The 25,357-nt window shown below is 60.0% G+C and carries 24 protein-coding genes, 2 pseudogenes and 1 riboswitch; of the genes and pseudogenes, 17 read left to right on the top strand and 9 right to left on the bottom strand.

What is annotated here, in order from left to right; all coding sequences use genetic code 11:
- Positions 1-131: 131 nt before the first annotated feature.
- The 5 genes from WDN46_24825 to WDN46_24805 all read right to left on the bottom strand — a co-directional run bounded on the left by WDN46_24825 (position 132) and on the right by WDN46_24805 (position 3,273).
- Positions 132-503, bottom strand: a complete 372-nt coding sequence (locus WDN46_24825) for a hypothetical protein (GenBank protein MEJ0096516.1) — start codon at positions 501-503, stop codon at positions 132-134.
- Between the two features lie 3 nt (positions 504-506).
- Entirely contained in the window at positions 507-758 is a 252-nt protein-coding gene (locus tag WDN46_24820; GenBank protein MEJ0096515.1) for a hypothetical protein, read from the bottom strand.
- 91 nt (positions 759-849) lie between these two features.
- The gene (locus WDN46_24815) at positions 850-1,845 is read right to left on the bottom strand and encodes a hypothetical protein (protein MEJ0096514.1); all 996 of its coding nucleotides are present in this window, start codon (positions 1,843-1,845) and stop codon (positions 850-852) included.
- Positions 1,846-1,973: 128 nt separating this feature from the next.
- Positions 1,974-2,585, bottom strand: a complete 612-nt coding sequence (locus WDN46_24810; GenBank protein MEJ0096513.1) for a site-specific integrase — start codon at positions 2,583-2,585, stop codon at positions 1,974-1,976.
- A 61-nt stretch (positions 2,586-2,646) separates the two neighbouring features.
- Positions 2,647-3,273 carry a hypothetical protein gene (locus tag WDN46_24805; protein MEJ0096512.1) on the bottom strand — a complete coding sequence of 209 codons (627 nt, stop codon included), beginning with the start codon at positions 3,271-3,273 and terminating at the stop codon, positions 2,647-2,649.
- Between the two features lie 252 nt (positions 3,274-3,525).
- Here WDN46_24805 and WDN46_24800 point away from each other — a divergent pair, with 252 nt between their 5' ends.
- From WDN46_24800 to WDN46_24785, 4 genes are all read left to right on the top strand, one after another.
- Positions 3,526-4,329: a hypothetical protein gene (locus WDN46_24800; GenBank protein MEJ0096511.1), complete on the top strand. Its 804-nt coding sequence runs from the start codon at positions 3,526-3,528 to the stop codon at positions 4,327-4,329.
- Between the two features lie 105 nt (positions 4,330-4,434).
- Positions 4,435-4,845 (top strand): hypothetical protein, encoded by a 411-nt coding sequence (locus WDN46_24795; GenBank protein ID MEJ0096510.1) that lies wholly within the window; start codon positions 4,435-4,437, stop codon positions 4,843-4,845.
- Between the two features lie 460 nt (positions 4,846-5,305).
- Entirely contained in the window at positions 5,306-5,692 is a 387-nt protein-coding gene (locus WDN46_24790) for a hypothetical protein (GenBank protein MEJ0096509.1), read from the top strand.
- The gene (locus WDN46_24785) at positions 5,667-5,822 is read left to right on the top strand and encodes a hypothetical protein (protein ID MEJ0096508.1); all 156 of its coding nucleotides are present in this window, start codon (positions 5,667-5,669) and stop codon (positions 5,820-5,822) included. The genes WDN46_24790 and WDN46_24785 overlap by 26 nt, the downstream gene beginning before the upstream one ends.
- Before the next feature lie 477 nt (positions 5,823-6,299).
- Here WDN46_24785 and WDN46_24780 read toward each other — a convergent pair whose 3' ends face one another.
- Positions 6,300-7,871 carry a winged helix-turn-helix domain-containing protein gene (locus WDN46_24780; GenBank protein MEJ0096507.1) on the bottom strand — a complete coding sequence of 524 codons (1,572 nt, stop codon included), beginning with the start codon at positions 7,869-7,871 and terminating at the stop codon, positions 6,300-6,302.
- Between the two features lie 141 nt (positions 7,872-8,012).
- Between WDN46_24780 and WDN46_24775 the strand changes: the two genes are divergently transcribed.
- Both WDN46_24775 and WDN46_24770 read left to right on the top strand, forming a co-directional pair.
- Positions 8,013-8,237, top strand: coding sequence for a tautomerase family protein (locus tag WDN46_24775; GenBank protein MEJ0096506.1), 225 nt, complete (start codon positions 8,013-8,015; stop codon positions 8,235-8,237).
- A gap of 197 nt (positions 8,238-8,434) precedes the next feature.
- Complete coding sequence (locus WDN46_24770) at positions 8,435-9,418, top strand: alpha/beta hydrolase (GenBank protein MEJ0096505.1); 984 nt, start codon at positions 8,435-8,437, stop codon at positions 9,416-9,418.
- On the opposite strand, the gene WDN46_24765 is transcribed toward WDN46_24770, so the two are convergent.
- Positions 9,415-9,588, bottom strand: a complete 174-nt coding sequence (locus WDN46_24765) for a hypothetical protein (protein ID MEJ0096504.1) — start codon at positions 9,586-9,588, stop codon at positions 9,415-9,417. The two genes, WDN46_24770 and WDN46_24765, sit on opposite strands and share 4 nt — an antisense overlap.
- Between WDN46_24765 and WDN46_24760 the strand changes: the two are divergent.
- From WDN46_24760 to WDN46_24740, 5 genes and pseudogenes are all read left to right on the top strand, one after another.
- Positions 9,511-10,045: pseudogene (locus WDN46_24760) on the top strand (tyrosine-type recombinase/integrase). The gene WDN46_24765 and the pseudogene WDN46_24760 overlap by 78 nt on opposite strands.
- Before the next feature lie 244 nt (positions 10,046-10,289).
- Positions 10,290-10,742, top strand: coding sequence for a DUF1254 domain-containing protein (locus WDN46_24755; protein ID MEJ0096503.1), 453 nt, complete (start codon positions 10,290-10,292; stop codon positions 10,740-10,742).
- A gap of 51 nt (positions 10,743-10,793) precedes the next feature.
- Positions 10,794-11,962 (top strand): IS3 family transposase gene (locus WDN46_24750; GenBank protein ID MEJ0096502.1). Its coding sequence is split into 2 segments (ribosomal slippage): positions 10,794-11,058 and positions 11,058-11,962, totalling 1,170 coding nucleotides; the frame shifts between segments, so codons are not numbered across the junction.
- Positions 11,963-13,201: 1,239 nt separating this feature from the next.
- A complete protein-coding gene (locus WDN46_24745; GenBank protein ID MEJ0096501.1) occupies positions 13,202-14,578 on the top strand; it encodes a deoxyribodipyrimidine photo-lyase in 1,377 nt (458 codons plus the stop codon).
- Between the two features lie 335 nt (positions 14,579-14,913).
- Positions 14,914-15,395, top strand: a pseudogene (locus WDN46_24740) (ribonucleotide-diphosphate reductase subunit beta).
- 107 nt (positions 15,396-15,502) lie between these two features.
- On the opposite strand, the gene cobF reads toward WDN46_24740, so the two are convergent.
- The gene (cobF, locus tag WDN46_24735; GenBank protein ID MEJ0096500.1) at positions 15,503-16,267 is read right to left on the bottom strand and encodes a precorrin-6A synthase (deacetylating); all 765 of its coding nucleotides are present in this window, start codon (positions 16,265-16,267) and stop codon (positions 15,503-15,505) included.
- 188 nt (positions 16,268-16,455) lie between these two features.
- Entirely contained in the window at positions 16,456-18,777 is a 2,322-nt protein-coding gene (gene metE / locus WDN46_24730; GenBank protein ID MEJ0096499.1) for a 5-methyltetrahydropteroyltriglutamate--homocysteine S-methyltransferase, read from the bottom strand.
- A 108-nt stretch (positions 18,778-18,885) separates the two neighbouring features.
- A riboswitch (cobalamin riboswitch) is annotated at positions 18,886-19,101 on the bottom strand.
- Positions 19,102-19,537: 436 nt separating this feature from the next.
- Between metE and WDN46_24725 the strand changes: the two genes are divergently transcribed.
- Genes WDN46_24725 through WDN46_24700 form a run of 6 tightly spaced genes read left to right on the top strand, consistent with a single transcriptional unit; the run spans position 19,538 to position 25,338 of the window.
- On the top strand, positions 19,538-19,687 hold the full coding sequence (locus WDN46_24725) for a hypothetical protein (GenBank protein ID MEJ0096498.1): 150 nt from the start codon (positions 19,538-19,540) through the stop codon (positions 19,685-19,687).
- Positions 19,688-19,742: 55 nt separating this feature from the next.
- The gene (locus tag WDN46_24720) at positions 19,743-21,152 is read left to right on the top strand and encodes an LLM class flavin-dependent oxidoreductase (protein MEJ0096497.1); all 1,410 of its coding nucleotides are present in this window, start codon (positions 19,743-19,745) and stop codon (positions 21,150-21,152) included.
- Between the two features lie 9 nt (positions 21,153-21,161).
- A complete protein-coding gene (locus WDN46_24715) occupies positions 21,162-21,932 on the top strand; it encodes an ABC transporter ATP-binding protein (protein MEJ0096496.1) in 771 nt (256 codons plus the stop codon).
- A 12-nt stretch (positions 21,933-21,944) separates the two neighbouring features.
- Complete coding sequence (locus WDN46_24710) at positions 21,945-22,826, top strand: branched-chain amino acid ABC transporter permease (protein ID MEJ0096495.1); 882 nt, start codon at positions 21,945-21,947, stop codon at positions 22,824-22,826.
- Positions 22,827-22,829: 3 nt separating this feature from the next.
- Positions 22,830-23,888: a branched-chain amino acid ABC transporter permease gene (locus tag WDN46_24705; protein ID MEJ0096494.1), complete on the top strand. Its 1,059-nt coding sequence runs from the start codon at positions 22,830-22,832 to the stop codon at positions 23,886-23,888.
- Position 23,889: 1 nt separating this feature from the next.
- The gene (locus tag WDN46_24700; GenBank protein ID MEJ0096493.1) at positions 23,890-25,338 is read left to right on the top strand and encodes an ABC transporter substrate-binding protein; all 1,449 of its coding nucleotides are present in this window, start codon (positions 23,890-23,892) and stop codon (positions 25,336-25,338) included.
- Positions 25,339-25,357: the final 19 nt, after the last annotated feature.

The raw sequence follows: 25,357 nt of genomic DNA, 5'->3' as shown, positions 1-25,357 counted from the left end.
TTGCGGACCGCGAACGTCTTGAAAATGATTGATTCGCGGGATAAGAACGAGGGTGTCGATGCGGTCAAAACACGACACCGCACGGGACCCTGCCGTTGCCCCCGGCGGGGTTTCGCTTTGATGGGACATGGCTATGCAACTCCCACGTTTAGGAGTGAGCCACAGAACGACGCAGCTCCCAGTTCCATTATGCGGCTGTTAAAGCCGGCAATGATAGCGTCCAAAGCCACTTCAAAAAGCGCTATGCCCAGGCCATTCTCGGCATACATCTTCATAGTCGCCTCAGCGCAGGCGTTTAGATATATCTCGCGGTAATCTTGCGCTGCTTGGTACGAAATGTCTGGCGATGTTGTGATGCTGAGGGATAGCTTTTCTGCTGCGTCACGTCCCGCAGCTGCATGAAAATCGACTAGCACCCGCCGGACTTCCTCTTCCGACAATCTTACTAACCCGCCAGCGACTTTCCGCTCCAGCGCTCGAATGATCTTGATCTTGTTGCTCATGGCTTAAGCCTCCCCATTCGATGGCGTGGAGGTTCGCTGCTCGCCCGAAATATAAGCTTTGGCGACGGGACCGGAGACAACGCTTCTTCGTCCGACCTTGCGGATTGAGACGCGACCCGCTTTCAGATCTGCGTAAAATCCGGTTTTGCTACGGTCGGCGAGGGCGCAGACTTCTTCGATACTAAGGTTTCCATTTTCAAGACGATCACGAATGGTGATGGTCGGCGGCGATGTATTGAAATTCGTGTTAAGCATTTTGTCTCTCCGATGCTCACTGGTAGACCAGCGATCGTCCGGATAATGCTCCCCATCCACGGGCTATGTCGGCCGGAATGGTCGGAAATGGTCAGGAACTCAGTTTTTGACCGCGAGTCTTTTGGTTGCGCCACTCGCTAAGCCACCCGCTGATTCTTTTCCTCAGTGAAGAGGCGGATGGCTCTCTGTGGAACGTCTTGCTGCAGAACTCTTGCAGTGCTGTTTCTAACCGCGCCTGCGCGTTCCATTTTGGGTCGTCGGGCGAAAACTCGTCATTGTACTCCATTAAGCGAAACGTCTCGCTACGGATCATATTCCAGTCGAACCCAGGTGGACGGCCGCCTTTACTTCGTGGGGCGCTTCGAAGCCGATCTTGATCGCTTTCCCTGGTGGTCAGCTCAATCGGTCGGAATACCTTCAAAATCCCTTCGCGTTGAACCTGCACGTTTTCGAGATCGCCACCCCCGGGGTGCTGCGCAGTGAGCCAAGGTCGCCGCCCGTTACCCGATCGAGACTGCACGCCAAGGCGCCACACGCCAAAACGATTTGTGTCATGACTGCGTGCGATTTCGAGCCCTGCCCAATCGGCCGGCAAAACCTTTCGGGCGAGTGGTTCATCCGGCAGCCAGCCTGTCGCTGTGAGATCGCCAGAACGAAGGAGGCGCAAAATGTATTGGTTTATCGGGAAGAGAGAAACAGTCTTTTGCTGAAACGGCCCGTGCACTTCTGCTGACGACAGAACGGCGTCGACCAGTCGCCGCAAGTCAGAGGCGACGATCTGATTGAGCGCCGATCGGCCATTCTCACTTCCGTGTTCCTTCAGAGCGTATCGCGCTCGCGCACGATCTAGATTGAGGAACGGCAGCGTCCCCATTTTGAAATCTAAAGCGACCCGATCAGGCGACCGCGGAAACTCCGTAGTCAATTGGACATATCGTTTCGGATCGAGACCCGAGGCAGTCCACAATTCTTCGGTCTTTTGATTGAGCGAGCTCTTTCGCGCGCGATCGCGTATTGCTTCCCAGGATCGGCCTGCCGCTGCAAAATTCACCAGTTCTTGGTCACGCCATAACGCCCAGGCCCGCAATTGTGCGATGCTCCATTGGGGCTCTTTGAAACCATTCATTGCGCATCCGCGAGCATCAGAGGGACGCGGGGAAACCAATCGATGGTCGTGGCTTATCGCCCGCCTATCCCCGCGCGGCCATTATGCCTTTACGCCAGCTTCTTGAGGGGCAAAACATTCGTGTTGTCCACAACCCCAAGCGACGGCAGCGCGGCCCGCACCGTCTCGGCAATATACGAAGGAGCCAAGTGCGCATAGTGCCGTTCAGTCATCCGAGTGTCGGAATGCCCCAACTGGGCGGCTATGACTCCCATCGGCACTCCCTTCATGGCAAGCGCGCTGGCATAGGTGTGACGCAGGATATGAAATGTCGCGGGCGGATCAAGCTTCGCAGCTTTCGACGCCTCCTCGAGCGGGCGCTGTTGGTGCGACGCGCCCCAAGCGGAGCCGTCGGGGCGGTGGAATATCAAATCTTGCGGCGCCCGGCCGATAGTAAGCGAAGCAAAAAGCGCGCGACCTTCGTCGGCAAGGGCGACATGACGAGGCTTGCCGGCCTTGGATAGCCTGACCGAAATCATGCCGGCCTCGGCGTTGAAATCCGCGCCGCGCATTCGCGTCAGTTCGCCATATCGACAGCCGGTGACGAGGGCGCCGCGCACCAGATCGCGGAAGGCCGGTTCACAGGCATTTACGAGCCGGAGGCATTCGTCGACCTTGAGAAAATGCACGACGGCCGCGTCCGCCTCGCGGAACGGCTTCACTTTGCGCCATGGCTCATCCGCCGAGGCTCGCCCTTCGTGGAAAGCGTAGTTTAGGGCTGCCTTAAGGACCGTCAGCAGACGATTTGCTGTCGAGCGCCGCGCGCCGGACCTCTTCCGGGTCTTTAGCGTTCAAAGGCTTCGTCGCGCGCTTGACAGCAGCTTTCTTCGTCCGAACGAGCTTCGGTGCCGAGGCGACAGTCTCGTGCCAGTCTCGAATTGCCTTGGTGGTCAGCTTCGAGATGTCGATCGCGCCGAGCCTCGGAACGATCCGCGCCTCGGCGGCGTAGCGATCCGCGCGCACGCCCTTGGAGCCCCGCCGTTCGCGAGCCGCCAGATAATCATCAAGAACGGCTTTCACTGTGTACGGACCTGCGTGGGTCTCGTTATGGCCTGCGAGCACGCGGGCCATCTTCTCGAAGAATGTTCGAGCCTTCTCTTGGGCGTGCGCGAAAGCGAAACAGGTGAGGCCATCGGCATCGCGCGCGTCATCAGCTGCGCCAAGCGCCTCATAGTGCTGCTTGCCTTCATCGTCACGAAGGCGGGCGATCCAAGTCCCGCCTTTCGCTCCGCGCCGATAGCCGAGGGCGCAACCTGCGGAAATAGAGGTCCAGTACGGTTCGCGCCGGTCGGCCAGCTTGAGGCGCGCCGAGCGGCTGTCGATTTTAGGATTGCGAACGGTTCTGGCCATTGGCGGCTCCGTACGGAAATTGTACGGAATTTGTGTATGCGAACTTCGGCGAACGCGCAAGAACGGAAAGTTAGCTCTTTACAGGAAGATCAACGTTCACCGCAGTTCGCAGAAATATGAAAAATCGCTCGTTATACCCCTTTCACAGCGAAAACAGGGGTTCGATTCCCCTTGGGCGCGCCAACGAAATCAACTGGTTAGCCCAAATTACCGCTAACCTCTGCCAAATCGTTGTCGTAATCGTTGCAGGGGTTGAGCGTGAAAAAACCACCGATCGAAGCAAACGCTGGCGACCCACTACCGGGCGAAGCGTTAAAGCGCGCAAGCCGCGGCGGCATCTTCTGCCCCTCCGACCTTGAGGCCGCAATCAAGCGCCTCGCCATTGAATTTGGCCTTCAGCCCGAGCGGGTTTGGTTAGCCGTCAAACGCAAGACCGAGGCGGGGAAATTACTCATAGCGCTGCTGGGCGCGACGGAACTGCTCGCAGCAAAAAGGCCACGCAATCCAGGGCGAGAAGACGCGATCATCAACGCAGTCGAAAGCCTGCGGGTCTGGTATGGCGAAGACGATTTTCCGGGCAAGCTCCCGCCGGGGGCATGGGAGATCGCTGCAAAAGAACTCAGCGAGCAAAACCCACCGATTTTGGGTAACGGCAGGACCCCTAAACCTATGACCCCGGAGTCGATTAGGAGAGCGTACAAAAGTGCGCGAGCTGCGGCAGGTCCGCGACACGCCTCGCGTTTTTTCGACGTCATAGAAGATCAGTGGGAACGGCTGAGGCCTCAGCGTCTTGGGCGAGCAAAAAGTACGCCCTATTTTCCGGCTCTTTTTGCTCGTTCAACCCGACTAGGTTCTCCCTCGACAACAATCAAACAGTCGAGCGAGAAAGCAACATGTCTCATGCCTTTGCAAATTACAAAGCGGCGTCAGCTCCGCAGCCCGGCGTCTTGGCAGTTGAAGAAACAGCCTTCTACCTCCGTATATCGAAAGCGGGCGTTTGGCGGTTGCTGCGAGGCGGGAAGCTCCCGCGCACGCGCATCGGCGGCAGCACTTTAATCCGAAAAGTTGATGCGGATGCGTTTTTCGCAAAATGCGCGAGCGCATCATCGTGACCGCCTTTGCCGGCTCGGGAGCTGTGGCGCTCGCTGACCGGCGCCTGCAATGAGCCGCCGTCCGCATACGCCGGCCACGTCGGCGCTTGACCTCGCCTGGGGCCTCGAAACGCCTCTCCCGACCGGACCATTGAGCGCTGTTCGCGAGGCGTGCAATTCACGCGGCTGCGTTCTCGCCCGCGATGCCGCCGAGCTCTTCGGTTGGTCAGAGCGCTACGTCATCGCCCACGCCGTCAGCGGCGAGTTATGCGGCGTCTGGCTGTACGGCGGATGGTTGGCGATCTCGGCAGAGAGCCTTGCGCGGTTCGCGAGCCGGTCCGGCAGTAAATGGATCGAGGAGGATGAGCGTTTTGAGATGTCGACCGACCCCCAAGCAGGTGAAAGTCTCATCGCGGAAGCTGGGCACGCTCTCGCAACTCAAAGCAAAGAGCAGCCGCCCGAAGACGACTATTTCGTCTGATCGACGCTGTACTCGGCCGAGCGAGCCGCCGATCAAATCGGAGATTTCACGTGCCTATCGAACCAACCCCGTTCCCACAAAAGAAAACACCGCCGGCGGACACAGACGCCACGATCCGCATGTTGACTGAAAATCTAAGGAGCTCGAGCAAGCCCACGACGGAGATTGTAAGGCCGGTCGTGCAACCTGAGCCGACCAAGCCGCCGCCAGCGCCCATGCCTTATGGACCTGGCAAACCCGCCACACCGGTCGAACGTCGGGCCGATGCCCCCGGAAAACGGCCGCCCCGGCGTGGACTCTCGTCCCCGCGTCCAAGACCCCAGAAGTCGCGCCCGTTCCTGTCGAGTCGATCCCGGCGCCGGTCGTCGCGCCTCCCAAAGCAACTGGGCCAGTTATTTCGCGGGGCGATTTGTCGGCGAACTGCCCCCAACACGCTTTCATCGCTTTTCCGAACTTGGCTATGTCAATCGGCTCCTTCCCATTCCTGACCAGAGACGACGCGCTCGATGTGGTCGCGGAGTTTGCGGACAAGACCATCGCACGCCATGTTCTTGATAACCATCAACTCTCGCCCGGCACGTTCGAGCTGCTGGAGGTGTGCGCAGATCGTGCTGTTAGTGATCCCGCCTTCCGGTCTGGCAGTCCCCGCGCCGGAGAAGTGTCAGGGCGTGATCTGCCCCGACTTATCGACGCGCTGCTGGTAGTCGCGGTCGAACGCGCGAACGGTGCGGCGCGCTATGTGTGGCGACTGGAGCGAGATTGGGCTCATCATGCCGATGGTGATCCACCTCGTGACCATGACGGACTGGTCGACCTACGTCATGTCGAAGTTTCTGCTTCTTTGTGAGCGTGCGGGCAACGCCTACCCAATTGACGACTTCATTGTGCAGGCAGCAGCAGTCCTCTCCAACACCGACAATTCGAAAGGGAACTGGGTCGGGACCAGCCTCGCCGCCCGGACGGCGGCGACAGTGTAGCGTTCAAGTGTTGGCTTATGGTGGAATCGCAGGGCCCGATGGTTGAGCCCTTCGCGCGCTTGTAGGACGTCAACCTGGGCCATCACTTAGAGGCTGTTGGCTCGCGAGAACCGGTATGGCCTTCCGAAGGGCCGCTTAGGTCGAAAGGCTGCCGCCACCCGACCCAAACCACAATGTACCCTGCAACACGATCCCATTTCCTATTGTGGACGCATGGCCGACATTCGCGACTTGAGGCGTGGAAGTCGCCTGTGAGTCAGATCAGGACAATGCTCGCGCCGAACTGAATGTCCGCTCACTTAAATCTGAAACCAGAAACTGCCAGTCCGCTTTCGGCCCCAACGCGCCCTTCCCGGACATTTAGCAGGACAACGACCAACGTCGCATTCTGGACCCAAAGCGGACGTTGATCGTGTCCAATATATGCAGGCTTTTCACATTGAGAGCCATCGTCGGCGTGGCGCTTCCGCCGTTATGCTAAAAGCCAAACCTCTCAAGCGTTTTAGAGATGCGTTTATGCGTGCGCGAGTCGCGGAACGGAAACGCGCGGAAAAACTCCGCGTCGGTGAGATCGGGGACCCGAGCACGGGCGGACTCAGCCCATGCTTTCGCGCGCGCATCATTCCCGTTTAGCCCGTGCGCGACGACGGCGATCATCTCGATCAGGGCGTGCGCCCCAGGAGACCTTGCCGCACGCTCGGCCCAATCTGCGGCTTGGGCGGACTCTTCGAGCACGATATGCGAGAACGCACGCACGCCGAACATGCCGTAGAGAAGCGGGTCGAGAGGGCTCAATGCAAGCGCTGCATCGACGTTTGATTGGCACACCGCAGCGCTGCCGAGCAGCGCTTCAGCCCAAGCCCGAGAATACTTGGCCTGCGCATAGTTCGGGTTGAGCGTGTTGGCGCGCTCCAGCCACGGAAGGCTACCGTCCAGATCGCCGCGAAGCCAGAAAGCGCGGCCCATGGTAAAATTTCCGAACGGATCGACGGGGTCATGTTCCAAACACTGTTCGGCGTGGCGCTGCGCCAGCTTTGCTGCGTCGGAAACATCGTCGGCGTAGCGGAGAAAGGCGCTTTGAAAATGGGTGAATGAAAGACCGGCGTATGCGCGCGCAAAACCGGGCTCCATTACAGCGGCGCGCTCAAAAAGCGAGGTCGCGACCAAATTGTCCGCTTTGTTGAACCGATACATATGATGCAGCCCGAGGTGATAAGCTGACCAAGCGTCGAGATGCTCCGGGGATTTTAGCCGCGCGCGACGCGCCTCGTTGAGTGGGATCTGCAGTTCCAGCGAATTGATGACGGCGCGGACGATCTCTTCGCGGATCTCGTGCACTGCGCCGACTTGGGCTCGAAACCTTTCGCTCCAAACGACGCCTCTATCCTGCGTGTCGCAGAGTTCGACCGAAACCGCCATTGCGCTGTCGAGGATTTCCACCACGCCGGAAAGGCAATAGCGGACGTTCAGCGCCGTCCGAACACGATCGATTTCCGCCTCCGCGCCGCGAAAGCGGAAGGAAGTCCCCCGCGCGATGACGAACAGCCAGCGCAACCTCGACAGTTCGGTGATGAGATCGTGCGGCAGCGCGTCGGCGATCGCGAATTGATGGCCCGCCGCTCCGACGAGGCGAAAAGGAAGCACCGCAATGCTCGGCCGCGATGTCGCAGCAGCTTGCGCGTGCCCCACGTCCGTTGCATCGGCCGTCCGCGCAAGGATTTCGTGGCCTGACGCCGTCGCCATTGTGGTGACGTCCGCGACGAAACGGAAGCCAACGCCATGGATTGTGCGTATGAGACGCTGTGAACGACCATCATCGCGAAGAGCTTGGCGCGCTGACTTGATGCGACTAGCGACCGCGGAATCCGAGATGATCCGCCCGTTCCAAATCCGCCCGATGATCTCGTCCTTCGTGACCAAGCGGTCGCGGTTTTCGACAAGAAAGCTCAGCAGCGCGAAGACTTGCGGCTCGATCAGGATCGCGCCGCCGTTGATCCGAAGTTCGACCCTGGCCGTATCCAGTTCAACGTCTTCAAAATGGTAAATCATCGCGGTGGATTATAGCACTTCTCCCGCATTTCTCCGGAAAATCTCCAGACCATCTCCAAACGCAGGCTGGGGGCATTCGCTAATTTCAACGCGTCAACGCCGGACGTGGTGTCCGCGGCGAAAGTCTAGGAGAGAAAGTCCATGCCACTCGTAACAATCGACGTCATCAAGGACGTGTTCACTCCCCGCCAAAAGCAAGACCTGATCGAAAAGGTCACCGAAGCCATGATTTCCGTTGAAGGCGAGGCGATGCGCAGCGTGACCTGGGTCCGGGTTCAGGAAATCCAACGGGGCGACTGGGCCATCGGCGGAAAGACGCTCACCGCCGCAGACGTTCATGCGCTCGCATCAAGCAAAGCCGCATAAGACGGACGCGCCACCGTCTAGCGTCCGGTCGGCAAGTGGCCGGACGCCTTCGGGAGGCGCGAGCATGATCGAATGACTGCTCCCGGCCGCTTTGCGCCCATATTGGTCATTCAGCCGAGCCGGTCGATGTCTCCGAAGCGGACATGCGGACAAGAGAGGCTGATGACGGGCTTGGGCGGGAAGCGGCTGGTCCGCTTATGAGCGACATCTCGCGAAAAGCAGACACTTACTCAACAGCCACTGCTCGTTTGATCCGGATGGAAAACCACGGTGAAAATCCTGGACGCCAATTGCATCAACTTGCCTATGACAGTTTTGGTGACGAGACCGCCGAGGTCATCCTTCTGATCGCAGGGCTTGGAACACAGATGGTCCGCTGGACGGTTCCGTTTTGCCAAGACTTGTCAGCATTGGGTTATCGCGTCATCCGTTTCGACAATCGCGACGCGGGATGCTCGACGCATTTCACCCAACACGCTACGCCGGAATTCGGATTTCTGGTGCCTATGCTTATGGCCGGACAGCGACCGGACGTGCCCTATACCCTCGACGACATGGCCAACGACGCCATCGGTTTGCTCGATGCCCTATCCATCGGCCGGGCGCACGTCGTTGGTCGCTCAATGGGCGGCATGATCGCGCAAATACTGGCGAGCGAGCATCCCACACGGGTTTTATCGCTCACGTCGCTCATGTCGAGCACAGGCAATCCGACACTGCCACCGGCAGCGCCGGACGTAATGGCGATGATGACGCGCCCTGCGCCTAATCCCGCCTCAGAAGAGGCGGAGTTTCTGACGCACAATATCGCCTTCACGCGGCGTATAACAGGCACCGGCCATCCGTTTGACGAAGGGGCATATCGCGCCCTTATTCTGGAAGAAGTCCGGCGCGCCTACGATCCCGACGGTCTCGGACGGCAGATTGCTGCGATGGCCGTCGCCGGCGACCGCCGCTCACGGTTGGCGACCATCCGGGTGCCGACACTTGTCGTCCATGGTGCGGATGATCCTCTCATCCATCCCGCGTGTGGTGAGGACACGGTATCCTCGATTCCACACGCCGAATTCATGCTGATCGATGGCATGGGGCACGATCTACCTCCCGCGCTGCATGGAACTGTCGCCGAAGCAATCGACCAGATCGCGCGCTCGAGAGGAGAAAGGCTATGGGACACTTAGAGTTTGATACGGGCGCCAAAAATCGACCCGCTTGCAACGCCGGCTGCAAGATTGGCGCCAAGCAGGCGCTGAAGCCGAAGCAAGTATGGGCCATCAGATTCCGGCTCGACCGCGAGCGCCGCCTGTGCGATTGCGCGATGTTTGACCTCGCAATCGACAGCAAGCTGCATGGTGTGATGTCGTCAAGGTCAAGATCAGGGAGCTTGCCAGTGGCGGCCGGGTTCGCTCGCGAGCGATCGTCGTTCAGCAGAAGACAGGACGGCCCGTACAGTTCGAGCTCCTTGAGCCCCCTCGCGGCAGCATTCTGGCCTGGCTTGAACGTCGAGGCGGGACGCTCGACGACTTCATCTTTCCGAGCCGGATCGACCACGCTGACCATATCAGCACGCGGCAGTATGCCGGTTGGTCGAGGAGTGGGTGATCGGCATTGGACTGCGTCGCGAGGACTACGGGACGCATTCGCTACGCCGAACCAAGGCGTCGATCATTTACAAACAGACGGGCAACCTGCGCGCTGTGCAGATCCTGCTTGGCCACATGAAGATCGAAAGCACCGTTCGCTATCTCGGGGTCGACATCGAGGATGCGCTCGCTCTCTCCGAGGGTACAGGTTTAGCGATTAATTGAACTCCTCGACCTCAAAGCCGACGAGTTCTTTGCCAACGATCCCGTCAGCCGCCCCGCGCCCATCGCGGCCGTTGCCCCGCCAATGCCTTGTCGGCCGGTCCCGAAACAAAGGTGACGTTCGTACTCGACGCGACGCTGTATGTTGCCTTGCAGCATTGGACGTCGTTCTAAGTCAATTACGGCTCCGGCGACGATTAAGTGCTAAGATCTCGGGCAGTCGCGCCACCAGCCGGCAGCTAGGGCTATGAAAAGATCAATTGTTTCAGCACTTGTACTGACCTGCGCCGTAGCATCAGCGCACGCGCAAAATCTCTCTCCGAATGAACTTGAGCGCCGCACGGTGGAGCGCCGCGCGATCGAGGCCGTGAACTGGGGCATGTCAGCTGTCAATTACGACCTGATGCTCCAGGAGATGCTCAACAAGACCGACGGCGAGGTGAACCAAGTCATCTATTGGTCGCGTCCGCTCGATTGGCACAATCAGACTCTGACTCCCAATCCGGATGCAATCTATTTCATGGCTTTCTTCAACACAAAGGACGTTGGCCCGATCGTAGTGGAGGTGCCGCGCGCGGACGGAGGCGGCTCACTCAACGCCAACTTCGTCGACGTCTGGCAAGCGCCGCTCGAGGACGCTGGACTGTACGGGATTGACAAGGGGGCTGGCGTCAAATTCCTGATCTGGTCTGCCCCCTGAAAAGTGATCCTCCGTGAAGTATAGCTTATGAGCCTGATGGAGGACTGCGCAATGCCGAGGAAAAGACACAAGGCGGAAGAGATCGTCGCGAAGCTACGGCAAGTCGAAGTGCTTAGCGCGCAAGGGCGACCGGTCGCGGAGGCGATCCGCTCGATAGGGGTGACGGAAGTTACATACTATCGATGGCGGTCGGAATACGGCGGCCTGAAGGGCGATCAGGTGAAGCGGCTGAAGGAGCTGGAGGCGGAGAATACGCGGCTCCGTCGAGCGGTGTCCGATTTGACGCTTGAGAAGCTGATCCTGAAAGAGGCTGCCTCGGGAAACTTCTGAGCTCCGCGCGTCGTCGCGCCTGCGTGGAGCATGTGATCGCCGAACATGGCGTTTCCGAGCGGTTCGCTTGCCGGGTTCTCGGTCAGCATCGCTCCACGCAGCGCAAGGTTCCGACCAAGCCCGATGACGAAGCGGCATTGATCGCCGACATCACGGCGCTCGCCATCCAGTACGGCCGCTATGGCTACCGCCGCATCACGGCGATGTTGTGGGAGCGAGGCTGGAAGGTCAACGTCAAACGGGTCGAGCGGATCTGGCGACGCGAGGGGCTGAAAGTTCCGGCCAGACAACCCAAGCGCGGGCGTCTCTGGCTCAATGACGGCTCGTGCGTCCGGCTGCGCCCGCAATGCCCCAACCACGTCTGGTCCTATGACTTCGTCGAGGACCGCACTCATGATGGCAGGAAATATCGCATGCTGAATATCATCGACGAATTTACCCGCGAATGCATCGCGATCAGGATTAACCGGCAGCTGAAGGCAGCGGACGTCATCGACGTTCTCTCGGACCTCTTCATCTTGCGAGGGGTTCCGATCCACATTCGTTCCGACAACGGCCCGGAGTTCATCGCCAAGGCGTTGCGTGACTGGATTGCCGCCGTCGGCGCGAAGACCGCCTACATCATGCCGGGCAGTCCCTGGGAGAACGGCTATTGCGAGAGCTTCAACTCGAAGCTGCGCGACGAGCTTTTGAATGGTGAAATCTTCTACACTCTCAAGGAGGCGAAGGTCGTCATTGAGCGATGGCGACGCCACTACAACACCGTGCGCCCGCACTCATCGCTGGGCTACAAGCCGCCAGCCCCGGAGACCCTGCAATGGCCGGCTTCGCAATCCGGACCAGCTTCGCCGGCCACGCCAGCAATAGCGCCAGGGCCGACAATGCACTAACATTCAAACTGGATCACCCCATGGGGGCAGGCCACGAGTTCTGACGGTCATTTCAAATCATGAATACCTGATAGTGTCCCAAGGGAACATCCTGCTCGAAGCTTTCTCTATGACAGCTCAATGTATATCGGACAATTCTGAGCAAATGTTGCACGAAAGACACGTTGCATAGACCGCTACTTTCATGATTCGATGCGAGCCTGCGACTCAAGATCGTGAACGAAATTCTCACAGCTAATGAATTGAATGTTCTGCTCCTGACCCGAAAGCGGACGTTGCCGAGTTCAACCAGAGCGTCGCTAGATCAGAACCAATTTGTCATCCTCCGGCCCTGACCCAGCTGTACCTGAAAATATTATTCGCGTTACGCTGATGCGGCTTCGTTGCGCTCCGTCCTTCAGGGCGACGTCGCGCGCGATAAAGCAACCAAGGTGAACTCAGCCATATTATCTTCTCTCCGACGACAGTGGAGGAACCGATGTTCAGTAGAGCCCTTATGAGCGCCCTCGGGCCGTTTTTTGCTGCAGCATGTCTTTGCGGCGCAGTCGATAGGGCGGGAGCGCAACCGAAGCCGAACATCCTTGTCATCTTCCCTTAGCGTCCCTGCAACGCATTGACGCGATTGCCGGCGGCTTCGAGACCGCCGGCGACAACTTCCGCTATTGGCGCGAGGCAGACCTTTCGGCTGGATTTTTGGAAGTTCCGCTTACGGCCATAACGCGCCCATCGCGGTCGTTGAGTGCCGAGAACGGACCTCCTTTCCGCTCTATGGCTCTTATTCTTACCACTATCCCCCCGCGGCTTGTTGGTGAGGCGGAAACGCGGAGAATGCCGCCGCGCTGAGCGATCTCAGTCGGACCAAGCGCTCTATTATGGCGGAGGCGGCGCACGTCGGTCGGATCGATTGATGGCTTAGGTTGTTTGCGGCGAAAGGGCGGGCTCGCGCAATTCGGCTCAGCCGAATCAAGGTCCGGAAAGGCGATTGTCGGCTCGCAATAGGCTAGCTCGCAGCGTTGGCCGCACCGTGCTTCTAGTCGAAGATGAGGAGCTTGTGGCATGGAGGACGCCTGCCCGTTCACCACGCTTTATTGGGATTTCTTGGCCCGGCGCCGAACGCGCATTTCAAAAAACCCACGCATAAGGTATCCTCAACCTCGCCCGGAAAGATCCCGCAGAACTTTCCATGCTCCGCAAGCGTGCGTCCGCGCTTAAGACGCAGATGACGGCGGAGACTTTCCTGTGATCGAGAGTGAACGCCTCAAAGACCTGAACGATGCACCGGAGCGCGAGGGCGACTACGTGCTCTGCTGGATGCAACAATCGCAACGTGAAGCCTTCAATCCCGCTCTCGAAACTGCCATTGCCTGCGCGACCCGTCTCAGCGTTCCAACTGTCGTTGGGTTCGGCCTGACCGACGGCTATCCTGAGGCGAATGCGCGTCACTATGCCTTCATGCTGGAGGGCTTGCGCGAGGTCGAAGGGGCGCTTCGGGAGCGCGGCGTCGGCTTTGTCATACAGCGCGGCTCGCCCGACGAGGTTGCGCTCAAGCTCGCACGCCGCGCCGCGCTCGTCGTCTGCGATCGCGGCTATCTGCGACATCAGAAGCAATGGAGTCGCAATGTGGCCAACGCGGCGGGCTGCAGAGTCCTCCAGGTCGAGGGCGACGTCGTCGTTCCGGTCGAAACAGCCACCAAAAAGCAGGAAATCGCCGCGAGAACGATCCGCCCAAAAATCGAAAAGGCCCGCGCCGACTTTCTCAAGCCGTTGCGGCGGACTCACGTTGAGATCAGCGCTACGAGCCTTTCGCTTCCACACTCGCTCGATCTTTCGGAGACGAATGCCCTGCTCGCCACGCTCGATGTCGATCGGAAGATCGCTCCGGTCAGGCGGTTCAAAGGTGGCACAAGCGAAGCCCGGCGTCGCTTGCGGGCGTTCGTCGACGGGCCGCTCGACAACTATGCCGAGGTTCGCAGCGAGCCGGCCCGGGAACAGGTTTCCTTCCTGTCCGCCTATCTGCATTTCGGCCAGATCTCGCCGATCGAGATCGCATTATCGGTGTCCCATGCGGGCGCCGAACGGAAAAATCGCGCGGCATATCTGGAAGAACTGATCGTGCGTCGTGAATTGGCGATGAATTTCGTCGAGCATGCTCCGGATTATGATCGCTATTCCTGTCTTCCGGAATGGGCGCGGCGCACCCTGGAGGCGCACCGACGCGATCCGCGGCCGCATATCTATGGCGAAGCCGAGCTCGCTGCGGGCAAGACACACGACCCACATTGGAACGCTGCGATGCGAGAGATGCGCGCCACCGGTTACATGCATAACCACATGCGCATGTATTGGGGCAAGAAGATATTGGAGTGGTCGTCAAGCCCGCAAAAGGCGTTCGAGACGGCGCTCGCCCTGAACAACCGTTACTTTCTCTGCGGACGCGACCCGAACTCCTACGCCAACGTCGCGTGGTGTTTCGGGCTGCACGATCGACCTTGGCCGGAGCGGGCGATCTTCGGGAAGGTGCGCTCGATGACAGCCGGCGGGCTCGAACGGAAGATCGACATCGAGGCCTATGTGCAACGCGTCGCGCAGATCGCGGAAGACGAGGAAGGAGAATGAGCCGCATTCAATTCAAGGTCGCGAAGCTGGAAAAAGGAAATGGAAATTGAAGGAAATGAACGAAATTCAAGGCTGCATGCCATCATTGGGCGGGGCTGCCGCAGCGGACACGGGCGACTATGTCGAGCTTTCCGAGCAAGCGGACGAGCATCGCAGCAACGTGGCGGCGTCACTGCGAACCAAAGTCCAGGCCCCGCCCACAATCAGGCGAGAAACCTATTCCCCATTGAGACACCCCGCCCAATGTGTTCGCGCGTGACCACAGCCAGGAAACCTGCCGCGACCCTATGAAACGTCCTCGGGCGGGATGTCCCGGCGGATTGCTTTGGGAGACTCCATCGATCACCGATAAGGCTGCGTGGGCGCTGAAGCACACACAGCATCTCGACGATGCCTATTTTCAACGGGAACGCCCGAAGCCGATCAGGCATTCCTCCGAGACCTCGTCGCCTTCTATGCGATCTTTGAGGGGATGTGGTTCTATACAGGCTTCGCGCAAATTCTTTCGCTCGGTCGGCGCAACAAGATGGCCGGCGTCGCAGAGCAGTATCAGTACATTCTGCGCGATGAGAGCATTTACCTCAACTTTGGCATCGACCTCATCAATCAGGATCAAGATCGAGAATCCACATCTTTGGACGCGCATTGCAGGAGGAGCTTCGTCAAATGGTTGAGGACGCGGCCGAATTGGAGGCCGCCTATGGTCAAGATGCCGTGCCGCGCGGCTTGCTCGACCTTAATGCGCAGCTCTGCGAGCAATTTCTTTGAGACCCGCGTTATCGAATATCAAAGCGGCGGCGCGCTATCGTGGGAATGAGTCGATGACTTGGCGCCCTCGCACGCTTACGTCCCTCGCATCATTTGCCATCCAGAGAAGTCTGCAGTCCACTTAGCCTGAACCGCACAGACTGCGCGGGCAGCAACTCATCTTTTGTCGGATTTGCGGAGCAAATACGTGTCCATGATCCAGCCCTTCTCTCGCCTGGCCCGCTCACGTAGAGTCTCAATGTCATTCATCACCTCGGAAAGTTTCCCGCTAACGAGAATTTCATCTTCCGTGCCGAGGTAAGCGCCCCAGTAGATCTCGAGATCGTCCTGATCTAAGCGCTTAAAAGCCTGATCGCCGTCGAGGAGAACGACGACGCCGTCGAGATTGTTGGGAAATTCCTCGACGAGCCTGCGGCCAGTTGTAATATGCACGGGCTCACCAATCCGGTTCAAGGCGATGCGGTGCCTTGCCGCCAGCGCCTGGACGCTGCTGATGCCGGGCACTACGTCATATTCTAAGGCAAAGCCTCCCTTGGAGCTGATTTTCGCAATAATCCGCAAAGTGCTGTCATAGAGCGTCGGATCTCCCCATACGAGAAAGCCGCCGCACTCGCCTTCAGCAAGTTCCTCCATTAACAGCCCTTCGTATGTTTCCTCGATCCGCGCGTGCCATTCCGCGACGTTGGATTTATAGTTGGAAAACTCCTTAGCTCGCTCGGGCGTTTCGAAGTCGACGAACCGGTATGTTCTCTTTTCGATGAAGCGCTCGCAAATCTCGGTACGGAGCTTCGCGAGAGCAGCCTTCTCGGCGCCCTTATTTGGGATGAAGAAGACATCGGCCTGATTGAGCGCGTTGATGGCCTGAACGGTCATATAATCCGGATTACCGGCCCCGATGCCGATGATATAGACTTTACGCATCGCGCCTCTCGCAATCTGGCCCGGACGATGTCCGCCGCAGCCTTCCGCCTTCCTCAATATGATCGGTCCGAAGCTGCCCTTGCGTGAAGGAACGCCGCCCGACGCCCAGCATATAGCCAGCCAGCTGGCGTCACCATGCAGCAGAGCTGGTAACGCAAGGAGCAGCCTGCCGCGCGACGCCGTCCGTTTTATTCGGCGTCGCGCCCCACGGCCGATCGCAGCTCCCGCGCCGCCGCAACCATGTTGACAAGCGCCGGGCGCACCTCGTCCCATTTGCGGGTTTTGAGGCCGCAATCGGGGTTCACCCAGATCTGGTCAGCCGCCAAGTGCTTCGTCGCCTTGATCAGCAGTTCGGTCATTTCGCTGACCGCCGGCACGCGCGGCGAATGGATGTCGTAGACGCCCGGCCCGATCTCGTTGGGGTAGCGGTAACTTACGAAAGCGTCAAGCAATTCCATCTTTGAGCGCGACGTCTCGATGGAGATCACATCGGCGTCGAGCGCGCCGATCGAATCGATGATGTCATTGAACTCCGAGTAGCACATATGGGTGTGGATCTGCGTCTTGTCCCCGACGCCAGACGCGGATAGTCGAAAACATTCCACCGCCCAAGCGAGATAGGCCGGCCAATCGGCGCGGCGCAACGGCAATCCTTCGCGCAGCGCCGGTTCGTCGATCTGAATGATGACGATGTCGGCGGCCTCAAGATCCATAACTTCGTCGCGGATCGCGAGCGCTATCTGACGGCAGACTTCATCGCGCGGCAAGTCATCCCGCACGAAGGACCATTGCAGCATGGTCACCGGGCCGGTGAGCATGCCTTTCATGGGACGCTTAGTCAGCGATTGAGCGTAGGTTGACCATTTCACAGTCATTGCCTGCGGGCGCGACACATCGCCAAAGATGATCGGCGGCCGGACATAACGCGAGCCATAGCTCTGCACCCAGGCGTTATCGGTGAAAGCGTAGCCCGCAAGCTGCTCGCCAAAATATTGCACCATATCGTTTCGCTCGAACTCGCCATGAACAAGCACGTCAATGCCGATCTCCTCCTGCCACCGCACGGCTCCCTCGGTCTCCTTGCGGAGGAAGGCGTCATAGTCGGCGTCGTTGAGGGCGCCCTTGGCGTGCGCGGCTCGCGCCTTGCGGACTTCGGCGGTCTGTGGAAATGAGCCGATCGTCGTGGTCGGGAACTCGGGTAGACCTAGCGTCTGCCGTTGCAACTCGCGTCGCGCCGCGAACGGGCTCGTTCTTATGGCGATCTGCGGCGTGATCGCTGCGATCCGAGCGGCCACGGCCGGATCGTGTACTTTCTCGGATGCTGCTCTGCTGGCTGCGGCCGCGGCCGAATCCGCCATTTTTTGGCTGACGACGCTGCGACCACCCATCAGCGCTTGACCAATCGTCGCAAGTTCCTCCATCTTCTGGACCGAGAAGGCGAGCCAGTTTTTCAGATCAGGATCGAGGCCGGTCTCGAGCTCGAGATCTATCGGGACATGCAGCATCGAACAGGATGGGGCGATCTCGACATGATCCGAACCGCGTTTCGCCACGACCGGCTCAAGGAGATTGAGGATCGACGGCAGATTGGCGCGCCAGATATTGCGTCCATCGATAACGCCTAGTGAAAGGACAAGTCCGCGCGGGACCTTGGCGAGGATGTCATCGAGTTGTCCCGCCCCGCGGACGAGATCGAGGTGAAGACCGGCGACGGGGAGACTGAGCGCCACATCGAGATTGTCGCCGAGGCCGCCGAAATAGGCAGTCAGCATGATCTTCAGTTCAGGCAGTGCGAAAGCGAATGTGGCGTAGGCTTGGCGCAACGCCTGGCGCGGCGCCTCGTCGAGATCGAGAACAAGACACGGCTCGTCGATCTGAACCCACTCGGCGCCGTTGGCAGCGAGGCGACGCAGCACCTCCACATAGACTGGCAGCAATACAGTCAAAAGGGAGAGAGGATCGAGCGCTGGATCCTTACTCTTGCCGAGCTTGAGGAAAGTCACTGGCCCGAGCAGAACGGGACGCGTTTGATAACCGAGCGCTTTCGCCTCGCGATACTCATCGACGGGCTTGGTCGAGGCCAAAGTGAAACGCTGCTGCTTCGTAAACTCCGGCGCCAAATAGTGGTAGTTGGTGTCGAACCATTTGGTCATTTCGAGCGCGGGAACGGCGTGACCATGCCCGTCGCCCTGGCTGCCGCGCGCCATCGCGAAATAGACGTCCAATGGCGCCGGGCCATCGGTCCGGCCATAAATATCGGGAATGGCGCCGACCATGATGCTGGTATCGAGAACATGGTCGTAGAGCGAGAAGTCGTTCGACGGGATGTTGGTGACGCCGAGCGCGCGCTGGCGCGCCCAGTTGGCGGCGCGAAGCCCCGTTGCGGTTTCGAGCAGCGCCGCTGCGTCGGCTTTGCCGGCCCAATAGCTTTCGAGCGCGGTTTTAAGCTCGCGGCGCGAACCGATCCGCGGGACGCCGAGCGTGCTGATAGGAAGAGAAGGAAGAGACATCGGCTTGAACCCCAAATGTTGGGGGCAAAAGGCCGAGCGGACGCATGCAAAAAATCCCGGACGGCAAAGGCCGCCGGTTGCAAGCGAACCACCGGGACACCCCGCCCAGGGACGTTATGCTGTCGCGGCAGGTCTCCTGGCTCGCGGGTTATAGCCTTCGTCCGGCCTTCCCAAGATCGCGCGATCTCAGTGACCTATGGTGGACGTAGACTCGCCGCTTACAGTTGCGGGGGCAGCTCCGGCGTCGCCTTGCGGCTCACCGTATTCCCTCTTAGCTCCGGCGCCTCGCATGAGGCCCAGAGAACCGTGACATCGCGATTATGGCCAGCCCCGGACCCAAGTCAACCAAAATATATAAAGACATCTTTATATTGCTATATGCCGCCTCCTCCAGCCGGCGCTGCGACCGGTGCGACGCCCCCATGAGTGGCCATGAGGGCGCACAGCGCGCCGGCCGAACGCAACTCATCCAGGAAACACTATATTGTCTATTGACTAACTTAACTAATGGCGCTTAGCCTGACCCCTGTGGTCAAGGCTGCGTTCGCCACCATCGCGCGGTAGACGGTGGCGCATGCCAAGGAATCGACAGATGAATGCCGCTATCAGCCCAGCATGGGAGCCTATTGTCGCCCCGCGCCGCCCTCTTATGAGGGCTGCGGCGCCGGGAAGGCGTCTCTCTGACTACGAGGCGCAATCGCGGGGTGCGCCCGGGATCGCTGTCGCTGCGCCCCATTTCCTTTCCGTCGAGTCCAAAAACATGATCGCGAAGACCGATCCCCTGCTCGTCAACCGCGCCGTCCATTCGTCGGTGCTTTCGCTTGTGCGTAAATCTCCTGGCAAACCACAATTCGCGATCGTCAAGCGCTTGACCCCCTCCAGCCGCCTGCACGACAGCCGCGCGAGGTAACGACGCCGCCATTCAACCGTTGATTCCGTCCCCATCGAAATAAGAGACTTCGCCAATGACCCGACAGATCCGCTTCAATGCGTTCGACATGAACTGCGTTGGCCACCAGTCGCCCGGGCTATGGGCGCACCCGCGTGACCGCTCGTGGCAATATAAAGATCTCGAGTACTGGACCGACGCCGTCCGCATCCTCGAGCGAGGCATCTTCGACGGCATCTTCATCGCCGACGTCATCGGCTACTATGACGTTTACAAGGGCAGCGCCTGGCATGCGATCCATCAGGCGGCGCAGATCCCGGTGAACGACCCGATCCAGCTTGTCTCCGCTATGTCGCTGGTCACCAAAAATCTCGGCTTCGGCATTACGGCTTCCACAGGCTTCGAGCATCCCTATACCTTCGCCCGTCGCCTCTCCACCGCCGACCACCTCTCCAAGGGCCGCGTCGGTTGGAACATCGTCACCTCCTATCTCGAGAGCGGCGCGCGCAACACTGGCGCCGCCGGCCTGCCGCGCCACGACGACCGCTATGAGGTGGCCGAAGAATACCTCGAGGTAATCTACAAGCTTCTGGAAGGAAGCTGGGAAGAGGGGGCGGTGGTGCGTAACCGCGAGCGGCGTATTTTTACCGATCCGAGCAAGGTCCACGAGATACAGCACCACGGCAAATACTTCGACGTGCCGGGATATCACCTATGCGAGCCGTCGCCGCAACGTACGCCGGTGCTCTATCAGGCTGGCGCCTCCGGCCGTGGGCGCAGCTTCGCGGCGGCGCACGCTGAATGCGTGTTCGTCGCAGCCCCCACGAAGACGGTGCTGAAGAACTACGTCACCGATGTGCGCCGTCGCGTCGCCGCCGCCGGCCGCGACCCACGCAAGGTATATACCTACAACCTACAGACGGTGATTCTCGGCGAGACCGACGCCTTGGCGCAGGCCAAGTTCGAGGAATATCAGCATTACGCTAGCTACGATGGCGCGCTGGTGTTCATGTCCGGCTGGACTGGCATCGACTTTGGCCAGTACGCGCCGACCAAACTCGTGCGCAAGGTGGAGACCAACGCCATCATCTCCGCCGTCGATGCGCTCGCTGAAGGCGACCCCGACAAGAAATGGACGATCGAAGAACTCGCGGCATGGGGCGGCATAGGCGGCCTGGGGCCAGTGATTGTCGGCTCCCCTTCCACCGTTGCCGACATTCTGCAGGAATGGGTCGAGGACACCGACGTCGACGGCTTCAACCTCGCTTACGCGGTGACGCCGGAGTCCTTCGAGGACGTCGTGAATCTTCTCGTTCCAGAACTGCAACGCCGCGGCGCTTATCCAAAAGCTTACAAGGTTGGCACGATGCGCGAAAAACTATTCGGCGGCGGCTCGTATCTGCCGGCCGATCATCCCGGCGCGCGCTGGCGCGACCTCGCGGCATCGCGCAACGAAGCCGACTCCCGTCTCGTCACCGCAAACTAGATCCTCGTCATGTCTGACGTCCTCCTCGCGCTGCACAACGTCTCCCTCGCGTTCAAGGGAATCAAGGCGCTCACCGGCCTGTCCTTCTCCGTGCAGCGCGGCGAGGTCTGCGCGCTGATCGGGCCAAACGGCGCCGGCAAGAGTTCGCTATTGAACATCATCAACGGCGTTTACCGCGCCGATTCCGGCGATATCTTTTTCGACGGCGCCCGTTTCGAGCAGATCCATCCCTTGAAAGCGGCGCGTCTCGGCATCGGCCGGACCTTCCAGCACAATGCCCTATTCAAGCACATGACGGTGCTGGACAACGTGATGGCGGGCCTGACTCGACTGGCGCGCGTCACCGTGTTCGAACAGGCCCTGCGCCTACCGCGGGCGCGGCGCGAGCAGGCGGCGTTGCGCGCCCGCGCTGGACGCATCCTCGATTTTCTTCATATCGGCCACCACGCGCACGCCATCGTTTCCACTCTCGCCTATGGCGTGCAGAAGCGCGTAGATCTGGCACGCGCGCTAGTGGCCGAACCGAAGCTCGTGCTGCTCGATGAGCCGCTGGCCGGCATGAATCACGACGAAAAGCATGAGATGAGCGGGTTCATCCGGCAAATCAACCGCGGGCTGGGAACCACCGTCATCCTCATCGAACACGACATGAGCGTCGTGATGAACCTCTCCGACCACGTCGTCGTGCTCGACTATGGGCGCAAGCTGGGCGATGGCGCGCCAGAGCAGATACGCAACAACCCCGATGTGATCGCCGCCTATCTTGGCGCGGCGCACTGAGCGGAGCCGACCATGAGCTTCTTTCTCGAAACACTCGTTGGCGGCCTGCTTGCCGGCGTGATGTATTCCCTCGTCGCACTTGGATTCGTGCTGATCTACAAGGCTTCGCGCGTCTTCAACTTTGCTCAAGGCTCGCTGATGCTGTTCGCCGCGTTAGCCTTCGTCACTCTCACCGAACATGGAGCGAACTTCTGGCTCGCCGGCCTCGTCACGATGGCGCTGCTCGTTGTCGCCGCCACGCTGATCGAATGGACAGTGTTGCGGCCGCTGGCGGGACGCTCCGACATGACGTTATTCATGGCGACCCTCGGCCTTAGCTACGTTATCGAGGGCGTCGCGCAGGCGACGATGGGCGCCGATGTACATGCGCTCGATCTCGGCATCCCCGATGTGCCGATAGAAATCGGCCCCATCCAGGTGAGCGAGTTCGATCTCACCGCGGCCGTGGTGGCAGGGGCGTTGGTGGCGGCGTTGTCGTTGTTGTTCAGCCGCACGCGCATCGGCGTCTCGCTGCGCGCGGTGGCTGACGATCCGCTGGCCGCGCAGTCGGTCGGCATCAATCTGGACTCGGTTTGGCGAGTGGTTTGGGCGGTAGCGGGCTTCGTCGGCCTAGTCGCCGGTCTGCTGTGGGGCGCCCGCCAGGGCGTGCAGTTCTCGTTGAGCCTGGTGGTGCTGAAGGCGCTCCCGGTGCTCATCATCGGCGGATTCACCTCGATCGCCGGCGCGATCATCGCCGGGCTGATCGTTGGCGCGAGCGAGAGCCTCGCGGAACTTTATCTGGGCCCCCTCATTGGCGGCGGTCTGTCGGCGTGGTTCGCCTACGTGCTCGCCCTATTCTTTCTTCTGGTTCGCCCAGCCGGCCTGTTCGGCGAGCGCGCGATCGAAAGGGTCTGAGACATGTCGTCATTTGATCAATCGGACGCCATCTCTGTCGTCGCGGCGCCCGCGGGCGCTACGCCGGCCGCTTGGCGCCCAAACTGGAAAGCTATCGGCGTTCTCCTCGCGGCCTTCGGCGTGCTGCCATTCGTCGCCAACGACTACTGGCTGAACGCCATGCTGATTCCCTTCCTCGTGCTGGCTCTCGCCGGGCTCGGGCTCAACCTATTGACCGGCTTCGCCGGCCAGGCGTCGCTGGGCGCCGGCGCGCTAATGTCGGTGGGCGCCTTCGCCAGCTATAACTTTCTGCTGCGCCTGCCGGCCCTGCCGTTGCCGTTGAGCCTCGCGCTTGGCGGAGTCGCCGCGGCGGCGGTCGGTCTAGTGTTCGGCCTGCCCAGCCTGCGCATAAAAGGCTTCTATCTCTTAGCTTCCACGCTTGGCGCCCAGTTCTTCGTCGAATGGGCCTTCACCAAATATGAGTGGTTCTCTAACTATGCTTCCTCCGGCTCAATCTCTGCGCCGCATCTTGCCCTATTTGGGCGCGATCTCTCCTCTCCCGTCGGTCGTTATCTGATTACCGTCAGCACAGTCGTCGCGCTGACCTGGATCTCGCTCAATCTGGTGCGCAGCCAAGCGGGCCTTGCTTGGACGGCGATCCGCGACATGGACACGGCCGCTGCGGTGATCGGCATCCCCGTGGTGCGCACAAAACTCACCGCCTTCGTCGTTAGCTCCTTCATCCTAGGCATCGCCGGCGCACTCTGGGCATTCGCCTATCTCGGGACCGCCGATGCGCATTCTTTCGGCATCGACCGCTCATTCCAGATCCTATTCATCATCATCATCGGCGGCCTAGGCAGCATCGCTGGCAGCTACATCGGCGCCGCGTTCATCCTCGTCCTTCCGATCTTACTCGACCGCGCCATGCTCGGCGTATTCGGCAGCGTCATCGATACCGGCCTTCTAGAGAATCTGCAGAAGATCATCTTCGGCAGCCTGATCATCTTTCTCCTCATCCGCGAGCCGCGCGGCCTCACTGCTTATGTCACGCGACTGCTGCGTCCGCGGCCGGCCCGCTGAGATGAGCACGCGCCGGGAAGGTCGCCATGCTGTCGAGTACGTCCAGTTACCCCATTACCCGCAATCTCGCAGAAGATTAGGAAGCTTAGTCATGCCCTTCGCACGCCTTTACACCCGCCGCTACACGCGCCGCGCCGTTGTCGCCGCCGTTGCCTTCGCCGCCGCGCTCGCCGCTCCGCCAGTCTTTGCACAGTCGGCGCCGGAGCAGTATTTGCCGCTCCTAACCTACCGAGTCGGGCCGTACGCGCCGAGCGGCATTTCTATCTGGGCTGGCTTCCTCGATACGGTACGCTACTTCAATGAGGTCGAAGGCGGCGTCGACGGGGTCAAGATCGTTACCGAGGAATGCGAGACTGGCTGGCTCGCCGAGAAGGGGGTGGAATGCTACGAGCGCCTCAAGGGAGGCAAGAACGGCTCGCCGGCGCCATTGATGCTGCCGTCATCGGCGCCGATCTCCTACGCGCTCACCGACAAGGTGGTTGCCGACAAGATCCCCATGATCACCGTCAATTATGGTCGGACCGAAGCCACGGACGGGGCGACGTTCCCTTGGAACTTCCCGATTATGCTGACCTTCTACAGTCAGGCTTCCGGCATCATCAATTTCATCGCCCAGAAGGAAGGAGGGTTCGACAAGCTCAAAGGCAAAAAGATCGTGACGCTCTATCACGACTCCGCCTACGGCCGCGAGACGATCGCTCCGCTCGCGCTGCTGGCAAAAGAATATGGCTTTGAGGATATCGAGATCCCCAATCCGCATCCCGGCAATGAGCAATCGGCGCAGTGGCAGCAAATCCGCGAAGCGAAGCCGGATTGGGTGTATCTGCGCGGCTGGGGCATTCAGACGCCGGTGGCGATTAAGACCGCAGCTCGCGTGGGCTTTCCTGCGAACCACATTATCGGCGACATTTGGTCGAGCTCCGAGGACGATGTGATCCCCGCAGGGGACGCGGCCAAGGGTTATCTCGCAGTAACCACTTACCCTGCGGGAACCGACTTCCCGATACACAAGAAGCTCAAGGAATATGTCCTCGACAAAGGCAAGAGCGACCTGAAGGATCTCTCTCGTTTCGGTACGGTTTACTACAACGCCGGCGTCGTCGAGGCGATCATCACGATTGAGGCGCTGCGCACGGCCTATGCGAAGTTTGGCGCCAAGCCGATTAACGGCGAGCAAGCCCGGTACGGCATCGAGCACCTCAACATCGATGAGAAACGGCTGGAGGAACTCGGCGTGAAGGGGCTGCTGCAGCCGCTCAAATTGTCTTGCAGCGATCACGAAGGCGGCGGAGCGCTTCGCGTGCAACAATGGGACGGCAAGAAGTGGACCCCCGTGAGCGACTGGATCCAGGCTGACCGTGCGACGCTGCGGCCGCTGATCGACGAGAAGGCGGCGGCCTATGCGAAGGAGAAGGGCGTCACGCCCCGCGATTGCTCGCATGAAAGCTGAGGCGCATGGTGGTGCGAGG

This window comes from Methylocella sp., assembly GCA_037200525.1.
Classification (GTDB): Bacteria; Pseudomonadota; Alphaproteobacteria; order Rhizobiales; family Beijerinckiaceae; genus Methylocapsa.
This window is presented reverse-complemented; position numbering and strand designations above follow the sequence as displayed.